Here is a 14385-nt window from a genome sequence, read left to right on the forward strand (position 1 = left end):
CGGCGGCCGGCTCAACCGGCGGTCAGGTTTTCGGCCACCTCGCGGGCGAGGTTGGCCAGGGTCTCCTCGGCCAGTCCCGGGTCCGCCTGGCCGGACGCACCGGTCAGGTCGAGCTGGACCTGGGCGCCCCCGGCGTCCCCAGGCTCCACCCGGATCTCGGCCGACCAGCCGGGGGCGGAGGCGCTGGCCCACCGGGCCCGCATCTGCCCGGCGCTGACGTCGGGGCGGCTGCGGCCGTCGGACCGCAGCGGCTGGGGCAGCCACGCGGCGGCCCGGTCCGGGTCGGTCGCCGTGTTGAACACCACCTCGGGTGGCGCGGACATCCCGCGCTCCGCGTGCGCCGCCATCACTCGTCCCGCAGCCGGGCCGGGTCGACCTCGCGTCCCGGATGCCGGGCGAGATACTCGGTCTCCAGTTCCGCCGTGCGACGCAGGTGGTTCGCGAGCGCCGAGTCCGCCGCGTGCCGCAGCGTGTCGAGCCGGGTGCGGTGCAGGCTGTGTATCTCTCGGATCAGGTCCTCGTCGGCGAGTTCGGTGGGGTCGATCCCCAGTTCGTCGTCGACGGCCCCGTCGTCGGTGGACATGTCGTGGACGTGGTCGCCGTCCCACTCGGGCATTCGCTGCTCCGGGCTGGCTTCCATCGGGCCGCCGGTCTGCCGCACTGATTCGGTCATCGTCGCCCCCTCGTCTCGTCTGGGCTGGCGTCTAGACGGATGCCCACACCGGCCACCACCAAACCCCCGAACTACGACGCCGCGTCGGAGAGCGTCCCGACTCCCGGTACCCTCGAACCCATGAAGCGGCTCTGGACACCGGCGTGGATCGCCCGCCACGTGGCCATGGTCGTGCTGGTCGTCAGCTTTCTCGGGCTGGGCTGGTGGCAGGTCACCCGGGCCGCCGAGGGCAACTCCATCAGCTGGGGTTACGCCATCGAGTGGCCGGTCTTCGCCGCGTTCGTCGTCTTCGTCTGGTGGCGTGAGCTGTGGCACACCCTGCGCTCCGCCGCCGACGGGCCGTCGGCGGGCGGCGGGGAGGCGGGCGGCGAGGAGCGGGCGGGCGGCGACGTCACGGCCGGCGCGGCCCTGTCGTCCGGCATCCCGACGGGGGTACGCCGACCCGTGCGGGTCGCCCGGGTGCCGGCGGTGCCGGCCGGCGGCCCGGAGGACGCCGACCTGGCCGCGTACAACCGCTACCTGGCATGGTTGAACGCCAATCCGGGCGCCCGGCCCGGTGACTTTCCCGGCTGACGCCGGTTCGCGACTACCCGGCCGAGGCCGGTTCGGAAGGACGGACGAAGGTGGGCGGAGCCCTTACCCGGTACCGCGTGATCGCCTGGATCGTGGGCGTGGCGCTGGCCGTGCTGGTCCTGATCGGCATGCCGCTGAAGTACGGGTTCGACGAGAAGACGGTGGTCGCGGTCGTCGGGACCGCGCACGGCTGGCTGTACATGCTTTACCTGGCGGCGACGTTCGACCTGTCCCGCCGGGCGGACTGGCCGCTGAAGCGGATGCTGCTGGTGATGCTCGCCGGCACGGTGCCCTTCGTGTCCTTCTACGCCGAGCGGCGGGTGAGCCACTGGCTGGCCCCCGAGCGCGCCCGCACCCCGGAGCCGATCGCCGGCTGACGCTGCCCCGGCCAGGTCGCGGTCCGTTGACCCGGCCAGGCCAGGTCAGGTCAGGTCGCGGTCCGTTGACCCGGCCAGGCCAGGCCAGGTCGCGGTCCGCTGACCCGGCCAGGTCAACGGACCGGGCGCCAGAACTCCTCCGCGGTGGCCGGCGCGGCGCCCCAGCCGCCGTACCGAATGCCCTCGCGGGCCCGGTGCACGGCGCGGCTGACCTGCCCGAACTGCCGCTGGTCGTCGCTGCTGAACAGCAGCACCTCGACGCCCCGGTGCCAGCCCCACAGCTCGTACGGCGGCGGGCGCCAGCGGGCGCCGGCCGCCGCGAGCAGCACGGGCAGCAGGGCCACCGCCCCGAGGGCCAGGTACGCCCCGGCGGTCAGCCGTTGCAGGCCGCCGGTGAAGCCGAGCAGCAGCCCCACCCCGGCGATCATGACGGCGGTCACCGCCACCGCCCGGACGGCGAGCCGGTCGTGTGGGCCCCGGGCGGTGTGCAGGTGGGTCAGGTCGGCGATCGCGAAGCTGCTGTGGCCGACGGTGAACCGGTCCGTCGTGACGACGATCCCGGGCTGGGCGTAGAGCAGGGCAGGGGGCGCGGAGGTCACCCTCGGTGACCGGCGCGGGCGGGTAGCGGAGCCATCTCGGATCACGGCTGTCTCCCACGGCTGAGGGGCCGGGAGCGGTCCCCGCGGCGCCGGTCGACGCCTGACGGGATTCCCGACTCCGCTCCATTCTGTGGGCATCGCGCCAGCCCAGGCCCCGATTCTCCGGACCCGGGCGCGGGCCCGCGGCCCCCTCCGCGCCGGCAAGAGGCCACCAATTCGGGCTTGTCCGGCTATTAGTCGTCCCGTCCGGCGGCATCCGCCCAGAACGACGAAAGCCATGGATCGCCCGTTCGGCACATCAGGCCCCGCCGGTAGTGCCGGAAAGCCTCCCCTTCCACTACCGAACGTGATTGTATCTCGCGACACATCCGGCCGTTTCGCCACTTTCGCCCCTGCTTCACCTGCGGGTAACTTCCGTCCCGGGTTAGGTTGTGCGGGTCGGACCGGTCGACGGCCGTCCACCCGGACAGCCCCGGGCCGGCGTCGCCGTGGCGTCCGCGACGCCCGGCGACTGGTGGGAGAGGAGCCCTCCGCTCTTGTCGTCCCTCAGGAATTCGCTGCGCGCACTGGTGGCGGCCGGCCTTGCGGCCGTGCTGATCGCCCCGGCGTCGGCGGCTCAGGCCGAGCCGTCGCCCGCCGAGCTGACCCAGCGAATCGAGAAGTCCTCGACCGAGCTGGAACGGGTCGTCGAGTCCTACAACAAGCTCACCGAGGACATCAAGGCGAACAAGGCCGCTGCGGCGAAGCTGACGGCCCGGATCGGGCCGCTGGAGGCGCAGACCGCGCAGAGCCGGGCGGACGTCGGCGAGATCGCCGTCACCGCGTACAAGACGGGCCGGCTGGACACCGCCAACGCGCTGCTGAGCGCGGGCGGCCCGAGCAACCTGCTGGACCGGCTGGACACCCTCGACCAGCTCACCCGGCAGCGCCAGCAGCGGATCTCCGGCTTCACCGAGAGCCAGCGCAAGCTGCTCGACCAGAAGGCCCGGCTCGACGCGACGCTGGCGAAGCAGGCCGCGCAGGCCAAGCAGCTCGCCGCCGGCAAGAAGAAGATCGAGAAGGACCTGGCCGAGCTGTACGAGATGCGTCGTCAGGCGTACGGACGGGCCACCGAGCCACCGGCGCCGAGGGCGAAGTCGAAGTCGGGCGAGAGTTCCGCCGAGCAGGCGCCCGCCGTCTCCGGCCGGGCGGGCACCGCGGTCCGGTACGCGTACGGCGCCCTCGGCAAGCCCTACGTCTGGGCCGCCGACGGCCCGAACGGGTACGACTGCTCCGGCCTCACCTCCGCCGCCTGGCGGGCGGCCGGCAAGTCGCTGCCGCACAACACGAAGATGCAGTGGGGCGTGGTCAGCCACATCAGCCGCAGCGAGCTGCGCCCGGGCGACCTGGTCTTCTACAACAGCCTCGGGCACGTGTCCCTCTACGTCGGCGGGGGCCAGGTGATCCACGCGCCGACCTTCGGGCGCAACGTGGAGAAGCGGGACGTCGACCTGATGAAGCCCTACGGGTACGGCCGGGTCCGCTGACGGCCCCGACACGAACGGCGAACGGCCGGCGTCCCCCTGTCGGACGCCGGCCGTTCGCCGTCATTGTTACCAGGTCAGGCGGCCTGCAACCCCTCCGCCCGGGCGAGTTCGCGCAGCCGGCCAAGGGCCTGGATCTCCAGCTGCCGGATCCGCTCCCGGGAGAGGGAGAACCGCGAGGCGACCTCGGTCAGCGAGTGCTCCCGCCCGTCCTCCAGGCCGTAGCGGGCCCGCATGATGCCGGCCGACCGGTCGTCGAGGTGGTTGAGCAGACCCTCGATGCGCTGCCGCTCCAGCCCGGTGAGGACGATGTCCTCCGGCGACGGGGCGTCGCTGTCGGCGACCAGGTCGCCGAGTTTGGTGTCGCCGTCGTCGCCGATCGGGGTGTCCAGCGACACAGTGTCCTGCGACCAGCGGACCAGCTCGTTGACCCGCGCGACGGTCACGCCGAGGGACACCGCGATCTGCTCCGGCTCCGGGTCGCCGCCCAGCTCGCGGGTGAGCTGCCGGACCACGTTCCGCATCCGGTTGACGTCCTCGACCAGGTGCACCGGCAGCCGCACCGTGCGCTCCTGCTGGGCGATGGCCCGGCTGATCGCCTGGCGAATCCACCAGGTCGCATAGGTGGAGAACTTGAAGCCCCGCTCGTAGTCGAACTTCTCGACCGCCCGGACCACGCCGGTGTTGCCCTCCTGGATCAGGTCGAGCATGGGCATGCCCGAACGCACGTAGCGGCGGGCGATGGAGACGACCAGTCGCAGGTTGGCGCGGATGAAGAGGTCCTTCGCCCGCTCCCCCTCGGCGACCACGCGCTCCAGGTCGTCCCGGTCGACACCGGCGGGAACGCGGTCCTCGTCGAGCAGGTGCTCGGCGTAGAGGCCGGCCTCGATCGCCTTGGAGAGGTCGACCTCCGTGGCGGCGTCCAGCAGTGGCGTCCGGGAGATCTCGTGAAGGTAGACTCCGACCAGGTCGCGCTCCTCGGCCACCTCGTCGGTTCGCATGCCGATGTTCTTGTCCACGTTGTCCACGGTCCCCTCGCTCGCGCCGGTTGCCCGGTTCCTTGCCATCCCCACGTCCATCAGCCCTCCCCCGTGACTTCCGCTGTGCCCACCGGTGCTGACCTGACACCTGCACAACAGTTAAGACGGGCCTGGGATTCCATGTCGTGAGTCGAAAGTGTCACGAATGCCTGAGTAGTAGCTGAGAGCCCGGTCCACGTTTGCTGTCAGCACCCGTCGGGCGACTCGCCGTTGGCGCCACGGACAGGCCGGCGGATCGGCGGACACCGCCGCCCCCAGGCATGGCATCACTGCCGGCCCCGGGCGCACAGCGATCCGCGTCACCGGAGCGCTGCGATCCTGGTCACCGCCAGATACGCGCCGACGGATCGGTCGGTTCATTCACGGACACGGAATACCCTCACCCCGGTTGAACAATCCGGGGCATGTGCGAAGTCCCACTCCGGCCGGGGTCGTGACCATTGTCACCGGGCGCGTCCTCGACGCGGCATCCCGGTGACGGACCTCGACGCGGCATCCCGGTGACGGAACCGCCGCTCAGGTGGCGAGCAGGGCGATGGCGCCGCGGACCTGGTGGGCGGAGCGGTCCAGGGCGGCCCGGGCGGCGGACACCTCGGCCCCGGAGACCAGCGACACGAGGGCGGTCTTCAGGTCACCGTCGGCCTCGTGCAGGGCCAGCCGGCAGACCTCCTCGGCGCAGCCGGTGGCCTCCACCAGGATCGAGATCATCCGGCCCCGCAGCTTGGCGTTGGTGGCCACCATGTCGATCATCAGATTCGAGTAGACCCGACCCAGCCGCACCATCACGGCGGTGGAGAAGGTGTTGAGCACCAACTTCTGCGCGGTGCCCGCCTTCATCCGGGTCGACCCGGTCACCACCTCGGGGCCGGTGTCCACGCCGATGAAGACGTCGACCGCCGAGGCGGCCTCCGCCTCCGGGTTGGCGCAGAGCAGCACGGTCGAGGCCCCCTGCGCCCCGGACGCGGCGAGCGCCCCGAGAACGTACGGGGTGCGCCCGCTGGCGGCCAGGCCGACGACCAGGTCGCCGGCGCCGACGCAGTCCGCCGCCGCGGCCGCTCCGCCCCCGTGGTCGTCCTCGGCGTCCTCGACGGCCCGCCACATCGCGTCGGGGCCGCCGGCGAGGTGGGAGCAGAACCAGTGCCGGGGCGAGTTGAAGGTGGGAGCCAACTCGGCGGCGTCGAGCACCCCGAGCCGGCCGGAGGTGCCGGCGCCGAAGTAGTGCACCCGGTGCCCGCCGCGCAGCGCGGCGACCGCGAGGTCGACGGTGGTGGCGATCTCGTCGAGGACCGCCGCGACGGCGGCCGGCACCCGGCGGTCCGCCTCGTTGATCACGGTGAGCACGTCCCGGGTGGACATCAGGTCGAGGTCGACGCTGAGCGGGTTACGCCGCTCGGTCGGCGCGCCCACCCGGACCACCGGGCGGGCCGGGACCGCGGCCACCCCGTCGGGCTCGACCCGGCCGGCGGTCATCCCCGCCTCCGGGTGGAGCCGACCCGATGGGTCTGCACCGCCTCGGCGGTGACCTCCAGCGCCTTGCGGGCCCGCGTCCGGTTGCGGGCGGCCACGCCGACGAAGAGGCAGTCGACCACGGTGAGCTGGGCCAGCCGGCTGGCCATCGCGCCGGAGCGGTAGGTGGTCTCCCGGGCCGCCGTGGTGAGCACGAAGTCGGCGACGTCGGTGATCGGCGAGCGGGGGAAGTTGGTCAGCGCGGCCGTGGCCGCGCCCCTGGACCGGGCCTGCTCCAGCACCTCGATCACGTCGGCGGTGGTGCCGGTGTGCGAGATGCCCACCGCGATGTCGCCCTTGCCGAGCAGGGCCGCCGAGGTGAGCGCGGTGTGCACGTCGGGGAAGTAGAACGCCGTCCGGCCGATGCGGTGCAGCTTCTGCTGAAAGTCGGAGGCGACGAAGCCGCTGGCGCCCGCGCCGTACACCTCGATCCGGCCGGCGCCCACGATCGCCTCGACGACCTGCTCGCAGACGGCCGGGTCGAGTTGCTCGGCCGTCTCCTCGACGGCCCGCGCGTCGTTGAACGCGATGGTCGCGATGATCTGGGCCAGGTCGGCACCGGGCGGGATGTCGCCGCCGACCACCCGGGCGTCCGGGGGCTCGATCCGGCGGGCCGCCTCGGCGGCGAGCCGGATGCGCAGCTGCGGGTAGCCGTTCATGCCGACCGAGCGGCAGAACCGGATCACGGTCGCCTCGGATGTCTCGGCGGTGGTGGCGAGGTCGGTGATGGTGCGCCGGGCCGCGTCCGCCGGGTCGGCGACCACCAGCCGCGCCACCCGCTGCTCGGCGGGCGACAGCGAGGGGAGCAGGCCGCTGATGTGGACGATCAGTCCACCCGGCTCGTGACTCGCAGAAATCTTCGGACTCTTCGCCACGGATGAAACTTACTTTCATGAGGCGTAAGCGTCAACCATCACCCCGCGTATCGGGAAAAAGTACTCTGGACGTTCATCAGTGTTGCGCCGAACACTGTCATTTCCGCAGCTTCCGGCGATTCCCCCGGCGGGTCCGGCCTCCGTGCCGGTAGGCGGCCACCGTCCCGCCGGCCGGACGGCCCGGCCTGCCGGGCCCGGATCGCCGGCCCCTCCGGTCCGGGGGAGGCGGCGCGAGCGGTCGAGGCGGCGGCCCGGTGCGAGCGTTCCGGCCTACGGGCGGGCCTGAGCCGCCAGCCGGCGCCCCGCGCCCCGGTCTGCCGTGTCGCCCCGGACCGGGCCGCCCGGAGCCGGCTCACCGGCCGGCACGGGGTCACCGACCGCAGGCTGCCCAGCCGCTGCCGGCCGCTCGGCCGGCAGCCAGGCGGCCAGGTGGTCCCGGATCTGCCGGGACACCTCCTCCGGCGGGCGACCGGCATCGACCACCACGAAGGTCGGGAACTCGGGCAGCGTCCGGTACGCGGTGTCGGCGGCGGTCAGCCAGCTCATGGTCTCGTGGTCGGTACCGCGCCGCTCGATCCGCCGGTACGCCTCGGCCGGGTCGACGGCGAGCAGGAAGGTGACCTGCGGCAGCGGGAACATCCAGTACCCGGCGCGGGCCAGCCGCTCCCAGCGCTGCCCGCCGTGTGCCCGGATGCTGGCGTACTGGCAGGCGGAGTAGCGGTCCATCACGGCCGTGCGGCCGGTGACCACGCAGCTCAGCAGCGCCGCCGCGATGGCGAGCCAGCGCAGCAGGGACTCGACGGCGAGCAGGCCGCGCCGGCCGACCAGCCGCTCGGCGTCCGGGCGGCCGAGCCGTTGGGCGAGGCGGCCGAGCCAGCGACGCCCGCCGGCGTTGCGGTGGTATGTCGCCGGTCGCCCTGCGGCGGTGAGCGCCTCGGCGAGGTGGTGGGCCTGAGTGGTCTTGCCCGAGCCGTCGATGCCGATCAGGGCGACGGCGCGCAGTCGGGCCTTGCCGCGCCGCTCCCACAGAGATCTGGCCACCCTCCCCAGCCTATCCGACCCGCGCCCACCTCGGTGATTTGTCCCGTCCGCACCCCATTGCCACCCCGCCGGCCGGGCTCAGGTGTGGGCGACCTCTGTGCCGGGTACGCAATTCGAATCCGCCTGTCCACCTCACGACCGACGGGAGAGCCAGATGGCCGAGCGCGGGGACGAGACCCTGGTGCACACGCTCAAAAAGGTCGCCGCCGTGCTCAAACAGTCCGAAATCCCGTTCGCCCTCGGCGGCAGCTTCGCGGTGTACGCCCACGGCGGGCACTCCAGCGACCACGACGTCGACTTCCTGATCCGGGGGCAGGACGTCGACCGGGCCCTGGAGGCCCTGGTCGAGGCGGGCTTCACCGCCGAGCGCCCGCCCGAGGACTGGCTGGTGAAGGTCTACGACGGCGGCCGGATGGTGGACCTGATCCATCGGCCGATCGAGACCCCGGTGACCGAGGAGACCTTCGCCGACACGATCGTCCGGCCGGTGGACGCGATCCACATGCCGGTGCTCTCGGCGAGCCAGCTCATGGTGCACAAGCTGCTCAGCTTCTCCCAGCACTACTGCGACTTCGCCCGGGCGCTGCCGCTGGCCCGGTCGCTGCGGGAACAGATCGACTGGGAACGGGTACGGAAGGAGACGCAGCACTCGCCGTACGCCGAGGCGTTCCTGGTGCTGCTCGACCGGCTGGACGTGGTGTCGCAGTTCGGCGCCACCGAGGAGAAGGAGATCGTGTGAGCGCGCACCGCGACCACGCCGCCGGGACGCCCGCCGTCGCCGCCGGGATGCCCGACGAGTACGTGGAGGCCGAGATCCAGCGGCTGCTCGCCGAGGACCCGGCCGTCGCCGAGCAGGGAATCACCGTGGTCCGCCGGGAGCGGGGCCTGGTGCTCTACGGCGAGGTGGAGAGCCCGCACCGGCGGGAGGAGATCCTGCGCCGGGTGGCCGAACGTTTCCCGGACGTACCGGTCATCAGCGACATCGGGGTGATCCGCGCGCAGGCGCCCACGGAAGTCGAGCAGTTGCCGTGAGGGAGGTCGAAAGGTGATCCGGATCGCCGCCGTGGGCGATGTGCACGTGGACCAGGACGTGGTGGGCCGGTTCCGACCGGCCCTCAACGAGCTGCCCGACTGCGCCGACGTGCTGCTGCTCGCAGGTGACCTGACCCGGCACGGCACCGAGGCCGAGGCGCGCTGCGTGGCCGAGGAGTTCGGCGGGCTGGGGGTGCCGGTGGTGACGGTGCTCGGCAACCACGACCACCAGCACGACCGGGTGCCGCAGGTGGTCAAGGTGCTCCAGGACGCGGGCATCCGGGTGCTGGAGGGCGAGGGGATCGTGCTGGAGTTCGCCGGCGGGCGACTCGGCGTGGCCGGGGTGAAGGGCTTCGGCGGCGGCTTCGCCGGCCGGTGCGCCAGCGACTTCGGCGAGCCGGAGATGAAGTCGTTCGTCCGGACCACGAAGGAGAGCGCGGAGGCGCTGGGCGTGGCGCTGCGGGGGCTGGACTGCGACCTGCTGGTCGCGCTCACCCACTACTCCCCCGTGCCGGACACCCTGGCCGGCGAGCCGCTGGAGATCTACCCGTTCCTCGGCTCGTACCAGCTCGGGCAGGCCATCGACTCGGCGCCGACCGCGCTGGCGCTGCACGGGCACGCGCACGCCGGCAGCGAGCGGGGCACCACCCCGGGCGGGGTCCGGGTCCGCAACGTCGCCCACCCGGTGATCAAGCAGGCGTACAGCATCTTCCACCTCGGAGATCATCTCGACGCCGGCGAGGTTTCCCGGATCGGGCACTCGGGTATTCAGCAGCCATGGAGCTGATTCTCTGGATTCTCGCAGTCGTTCTCGTGGTCGCCGGCATTCTGGCGCTCTTCCGCCGGCAGATCCTGTGGGGCGTCGTCCTCATCGTGGTTGGGCTGTTGGTCGGCCCGGGTGGCGTCAGTATCTTCAGTAATTGACGCCTGGTTTCGCGTATCCACCACCGACCCGCCGGGGTCGTCGTGACCGGAGCTCCGTCCTCCCAGACAGGAGCACCGGCCAGGACGACCCCGGCGTTGTGCCGTCCGTGGGCCGGGTGCGCCGGCGCGGGCGGGGTTTGTCTGCCCGGATCGCCGGGCACCTCCTCGACATGACAGGTTCGGACAGCGTCCGGCGGTCGACCGGGGCGCGGAGGTGGTGGGCGCTGCTCGGCTTCGGCGCGGCGGTGACGGTGGCCGCCGCCGTCGGCGGGCTCGGCGTGCGGGGCACCTCCGAGGAGTACGCGAACCTGAACCAGCCGGACTGGGCGCCCCCGTCCTGGCTGTTCGCCCCGGTCTGGACCCTCCTGTACGCGCTGATCGCCATCGCGGGGTGGGTGGTCTGGCGGCGGGTCGGCTTCGGCCCGGCGCTGTGGGCCTGGACCGCCCAGCTCGTGCTGAACGCGATCTGGACCCCGCTGTTCTTCGGCGCCGGCCGGTACGGCCTCGCCTTCGCCGAGATCGTGCTGATGTGGCTGGCCATCGGGGTGACCGTGGCGCTCTTCGCGAAACTCTCCCGCCCGGCGGCGGCGCTGCTGCTGCCGTACTGGGCCTGGGTCACCTTCGCCGCTGCCCTGAACTGGTCGGTCTGGCAGCTGAACTGAGAGTAGGGGCCCCTACCGACGCCTCGCGTCGGTAGGGGCCCCTGTCGCCACCCGGACTCGCGCCTCAGCAGCGCGGGACGTTGGGGATGTAGCCGTCGTAGCCCGTGTAGACGTAGGCGTCGGCGATGTACCGGCCGCTGCCGATCCGGTCCCAGATCGAGCTGGTGCCGTACGTGCCGGTGACCGTGGTGCCGCTGGTCTGGCACTGGATCGTCACCTTCGTCCCGTCGGCGACGGTTCCGACCGAGCCGTATCCGGTGCCCGGGCCGGAGCGGACCGTCAGCGGGGTGCCCGCGGTGTTCACCGTGCCGGAGCCGGCACCCGAGGAGCAGTTGTTGTTGCTGGTGTAGGTCTTCGTGCCCCAGTACAGCGCCAGCGTGCCGTTGAACCTGACCTGGATGTCGTTGCCGTTGAGCCGCTGCTCGTAGTGCAGGTGCGGCCCGGTGGAATTCCCGGTGCTGCCCACCCAGCCGATCACCTTGCCGTAGCCGACGCTCTGCCCGACCGACACGTTGAAGCCGTTGAGGTGGGCGTAGTAGGTGGCGTACCCGCCGCCGTGGTCGATCCGGACGTACTTGCCGTAGCTGGTGCCGCCGAGGTCGGTCACCCGGTCGACGGTGCCGGGGGCGCTGGCCACCACCTGATCGCCCAGGTCGTCGGTGCGGTTGAAGTCGACCGCGTTGGCCGGGCTGTGGCCGGTCCGGGTCTGGCCGGACCAGGACTGGCCGCAGGGGAACGGCACCTTGAAGGACGGGGCGGCCATGGCCGGGGCCGCCGGCACCAGGGTCGCCGCCACCAACAGGCCGACCGCCGTGAGGCTGAACCACCGCTTACGCATCCAGAACCTCCGATGTTCATAAGCTTCGATTGACTGCCTCAGCGTGACAGAAACCTCCACTCTCCGAAAGCCCGCGGCAGCCACGACCCCTATGCGTGGGAGCGCGCCCACTAGGGGTGAGCGGGTTTCGGGATTGTTACTCGTCCGTGTCCGGCCGGGACTGGACTCACCCCAATGCAAGCGCTTGCATATGTTGACGCCCATCGGACCGGCGCTGCGTCGAGCACGACCGCGCCGGCAAGGAAGGAGAACGGCATGGCGGTCTCTGCCAGACCACGCCAGGCACTCGCGGTCGCCGGCGTACTGGGGCTGGCGCTCAGCGTCACTGCCTGCGGCACCGGCAACGACAAGAAGAGCGAGAACGCGGGCTCCGCGGAGTGCGCGGCATACGAGAAGTACCAGGGTCAGGACGGCAAGAAGGTCACGATCTACTCGTCGATCCGGGACATCGAGGCCGACCGCCTCGCCCAGTCCTGGAAGCAGTTCGAGGACTGCACCGGCATCGAGATCGACCACGAGGGCAGCGGCGAGTTCGAGGCCCAGCTCGGTATCCGGGTCGACGGCGGCAACGCGCCCGACCTGGCCTTCATCCCGCAGCCCGGCCTGATCAAGCGGTTCGTCGACTCCGGCAAGCTCAAGCCGGCCGGCGCCGACACCAAGGCGATGGCCGAGCAGAACTACTCGGCTGACTGGCTGAAGTACAGCACCGTGAACAGCCAGTTCTACGGCGCCCCGCTCGGCTCGAACGTCAAGTCCTTCGTGTGGTACTCGCCGAAGACGTTCAAGGACAAGGGCTGGACCGTCCCCAACACGTGGGACGAGCTGACGGCCCTCAGCGACAAGATCGCGGCGAGCGGCACCAAGCCGTGGTGCGCGGGCATCGAGTCCGGTGACGCCACCGGCTGGCCGGCCACCGACTGGATCGAAGACATGATGCTGCGGACGCAGACCCCCGAGGTCTACGACCAGTGGACCACCCACGGCATCCCGTTCAACGACCCGAAGGTCGCCGAGGCCCTCGACAAGGCCGGCACCATCCTCAAGAACGAGAAGTACGTCAACGGCGGCTTCGGCGGCGTGAAGAGCATCGCCACCACCTCCTTCCAGGAGGCGGGCACCCCGATCGCCACCGGCAAGTGCGCCCTGCACCGGCAGGCGTCCTTCTACGCCAACCAGTGGGCGAAGGGCACCAAGGTGGCCGAGGACGGCGACGTCTTCGCGTTCTACTTCCCGGCGATCGACCCCGCCAAGGGCAAGCCGGTCCTCGGCGGCGGCGAGTTCGTCACGGCCTTCGCCGACCGCCCCGAGGTCCAGGCGGTGCAGACCTACCTGGCCTCCGGCGAGTACGCCAACAGCCGCGCCAAGATCGGCGACTGGGTGTCGGCGAACAACAAGCTCGACCTGGCCAACGTGCCGAACCCGGTCGACAAGCTCTCCGTCCAGATCCTCCAGGACCAGAAGACCGTCTTCCGCTTCGACGGCTCGGACCTGATGCCGGCCGCCGTCGGCGCCGGGACCTTCTGGAAGGGCATGGTCGACTGGATCAACGGCAAGGACACCGCCACGGTGCTCAAGGGCATCGAAAGCAGCTGGCCGAAGTGATCCCGGCGGTGGGCCGGCCCGTTGAAGAGGGCCGGCCCACCGGCCGCGTCGAAACCCCGAAGGAGGGTTGATGGAGTTCGACTTCGCCGAAGAGCAGCCGAAGCTCCTCATGCTGATGTACGGGCTGATCGCGTTCGTCGCGGTCGTCGGGGGTCTGCTGCTGCTCCTCGACGCCGTGCCGTCCTGGTTCGCCCGACGCCGCGAGGCACAGCTGGTCGCCGCCTCGGCGAGCGGGGCAACGCTGCCCCGCCGCCCGAAGCAGCGCGAGGGCATGTTCGCGTTCTTCTTCCTGCTGCCTGCGGTGCTGCTGCTCCTCATCGGCCTGGTCGTCCCGGCCATCCGCACCACGCTGCTGTCGTTCATGGACGGCAGCAGCGACAACTGGGTCGGTCTGCGCAACTACACCTGGATGTTCTCCGAGGACTCGATCGTCCGGGTGCTGATCAACACGCTCGTCTGGGTGCTGCTGGTGCCGCTGGTGGCCACCGCGTTCGGGCTGCTCTACGCCATCATGGTGGACAAGGCCCGGTTCGAGTCGGTGGCCAAGTCGCTGATCTTCATGCCGATGGCGATCTCGTTCGTCGGCGCCGCGATCATCTGGAAGTTCGTCTACGCCTTCCGCGGCGAGGGGCAGGAGCAGATCGGTCTGCTCAACCAGATCGTGGTGAGCCTCGGCGGCGAGCCGAAGCAATGGCTGCTCGATTCCCCGCTGAACACCCTGCTGCTGATCGTCATCATGGTCTGGATCCAGGCCGGCTTCGCCATGGTGGTGCTCTCCGCCGCGATCAAGGCCATCCCGGGCGACATCGTCGAGGCCGCCCGCCTGGACGGGGTCAGCCCGTGGCAGATGTTCTGGCAGATCACCATGCCGAGCATCCGGCCGGCGATGATCGTCGTGGTGGTGACGCTGTCGATCGCCACGCTCAAGGTCTTCGACATCGTCCGGACCGCGACCAACGGCAACTACGACACCAGCGTCATCGCGAACGAGATGTACAACCAGTCGTTCCGATACGGCCAGAACGGGCAGGGTTCGGCGCTGGCGGTCTTCCTCTTCGTCCTGGTGATCCCGCTCGTGATCTACCAGATCCGCAACCTGCGTCAACAGCGGGAGGGCTGA

General features: G+C 71.2%; 18 protein-coding genes. 10 read left to right on the forward strand and 8 right to left on the reverse strand.

What is annotated here, in order from left to right; all coding sequences use genetic code 11:
• Positions 1 to 11 precede the first annotated feature (11 nt).
• Entirely contained in the window at positions 12 to 347 is a 336-nt protein-coding gene (locus OG617_RS07805) for a hypothetical protein (RefSeq protein ID WP_405099994.1), read from the reverse strand.
• Entirely contained in the window at positions 347 to 673 is a 327-nt protein-coding gene (locus tag OG617_RS07810) for a DUF6158 family protein (RefSeq protein ID WP_405099996.1), read from the reverse strand. The genes OG617_RS07805 and OG617_RS07810 overlap by 1 nt, the downstream gene beginning before the upstream one ends.
• Positions 674 to 793: 120 nt before the next feature.
• Between OG617_RS07810 and OG617_RS07815 the strand changes: the two genes are divergently transcribed.
• Positions 794 to 1246 (forward strand): hypothetical protein, encoded by a 453-nt coding sequence (locus tag OG617_RS07815; RefSeq protein WP_405099998.1) that lies wholly within the window; start codon positions 794 to 796, stop codon positions 1244 to 1246.
• Between the two features lie 50 nt (positions 1247 to 1296).
• Entirely contained in the window at positions 1297 to 1623 is a 327-nt protein-coding gene (locus OG617_RS07820; protein WP_405100000.1) for a DUF3817 domain-containing protein, read from the forward strand.
• A 113-nt stretch (positions 1624 to 1736) separates the two neighbouring features.
• Here OG617_RS07820 and OG617_RS07825 read toward each other — a convergent pair whose 3' ends face one another.
• On the reverse strand, positions 1737 to 2222 hold the full coding sequence (locus OG617_RS07825) for a DUF6232 family protein (RefSeq protein WP_405100002.1): 486 nt from the start codon (positions 2220 to 2222) through the stop codon (positions 1737 to 1739).
• Positions 2223 to 2758: 536 nt separating this feature from the next.
• On the opposite strand from OG617_RS07825, the gene OG617_RS07830 reads away from it, so the two are divergent.
• A complete protein-coding gene (locus OG617_RS07830; RefSeq protein ID WP_405100004.1) occupies positions 2759 to 3748 on the forward strand; it encodes an NlpC/P60 family protein in 990 nt (329 codons plus the stop codon).
• Between the two features lie 74 nt (positions 3749 to 3822).
• Here the strand turns inward: OG617_RS07830 and OG617_RS07835 are convergent, their stop codons facing one another.
• The 4 genes from OG617_RS07835 to OG617_RS07850 all read right to left on the reverse strand — a co-directional run bounded on the left by OG617_RS07835 (position 3823) and on the right by OG617_RS07850 (position 8207).
• Positions 3823 to 4812: an RNA polymerase sigma factor RpoD/SigA gene (locus OG617_RS07835; protein ID WP_405103539.1), complete on the reverse strand. Its 990-nt coding sequence runs from the start codon at positions 4810 to 4812 to the stop codon at positions 3823 to 3825.
• Positions 4813 to 5301: 489 nt separating this feature from the next.
• Positions 5302 to 6255, reverse strand: a complete 954-nt coding sequence (locus tag OG617_RS07840) for an N-acetylmuramic acid 6-phosphate etherase (RefSeq protein ID WP_405100007.1) — start codon at positions 6253 to 6255, stop codon at positions 5302 to 5304.
• On the reverse strand, positions 6252 to 7166 hold the full coding sequence (locus OG617_RS07845; protein ID WP_405100009.1) for a MurR/RpiR family transcriptional regulator: 915 nt from the start codon (positions 7164 to 7166) through the stop codon (positions 6252 to 6254). The genes OG617_RS07840 and OG617_RS07845 overlap by 4 nt, the downstream gene beginning before the upstream one ends.
• 270 nt (positions 7167 to 7436) lie before the next feature.
• Positions 7437 to 8207 (reverse strand): dTMP kinase, encoded by a 771-nt coding sequence (locus OG617_RS07850; RefSeq protein WP_405100011.1) that lies wholly within the window; start codon positions 8205 to 8207, stop codon positions 7437 to 7439.
• Between the two features lie 97 nt (positions 8208 to 8304).
• Here OG617_RS07850 and OG617_RS07855 point away from each other — a divergent pair, with 97 nt between their 5' ends.
• The 5 genes from OG617_RS07855 to OG617_RS07875 all read left to right on the forward strand — a co-directional run bounded on the left by OG617_RS07855 (position 8305) and on the right by OG617_RS07875 (position 10825).
• A complete protein-coding gene (locus OG617_RS07855; protein WP_405100013.1) occupies positions 8305 to 8946 on the forward strand; it encodes a nucleotidyltransferase family protein in 642 nt (213 codons plus the stop codon).
• Positions 8947 to 8993: 47 nt separating this feature from the next.
• Positions 8994 to 9239: a hypothetical protein gene (locus OG617_RS07860; protein WP_405103541.1), complete on the forward strand. Its 246-nt coding sequence runs from the start codon at positions 8994 to 8996 to the stop codon at positions 9237 to 9239.
• Between the two features lie 13 nt (positions 9240 to 9252).
• The gene (locus OG617_RS07865) at positions 9253 to 10026 is read left to right on the forward strand and encodes a metallophosphoesterase (RefSeq protein WP_405100015.1); all 774 of its coding nucleotides are present in this window, start codon (positions 9253 to 9255) and stop codon (positions 10024 to 10026) included.
• A complete protein-coding gene (locus OG617_RS07870; protein WP_320067625.1) occupies positions 10017 to 10163 on the forward strand; it encodes a GPGG-motif small membrane protein in 147 nt (48 codons plus the stop codon). Before OG617_RS07865 ends, OG617_RS07870 begins: the two co-directional genes overlap by 10 nt.
• Positions 10164 to 10333: 170 nt before the next feature.
• Positions 10334 to 10825, forward strand: a complete 492-nt coding sequence (locus tag OG617_RS07875; RefSeq protein WP_405100018.1) for a TspO/MBR family protein — start codon at positions 10334 to 10336, stop codon at positions 10823 to 10825.
• A gap of 64 nt (positions 10826 to 10889) precedes the next feature.
• On the opposite strand, the gene OG617_RS07880 is transcribed toward OG617_RS07875, so the two are convergent.
• Positions 10890 to 11663: a peptidoglycan DD-metalloendopeptidase family protein gene (locus tag OG617_RS07880; protein ID WP_405100020.1), complete on the reverse strand. Its 774-nt coding sequence runs from the start codon at positions 11661 to 11663 to the stop codon at positions 10890 to 10892.
• 255 nt (positions 11664 to 11918) lie between these two features.
• On the opposite strand from OG617_RS07880, the gene OG617_RS07885 reads away from it, so the two are divergent.
• A complete protein-coding gene (locus OG617_RS07885; RefSeq protein WP_405100022.1) occupies positions 11919 to 13265 on the forward strand; it encodes an ABC transporter substrate-binding protein in 1347 nt (448 codons plus the stop codon).
• Between the two features lie 70 nt (positions 13266 to 13335).
• Positions 13336 to 14385, forward strand: coding sequence for a carbohydrate ABC transporter permease (locus tag OG617_RS07890; protein ID WP_396683165.1), 1050 nt, complete (start codon positions 13336 to 13338; stop codon positions 14383 to 14385).

Origin of the sequence: Micromonospora sp. NBC_01412, from assembly GCF_045040215.1 — a bacterium.
In the GTDB taxonomy this organism is placed as follows: Bacteria; Actinomycetota; Actinomycetes; order Mycobacteriales; family Micromonosporaceae; genus Micromonospora; species Micromonospora rubida.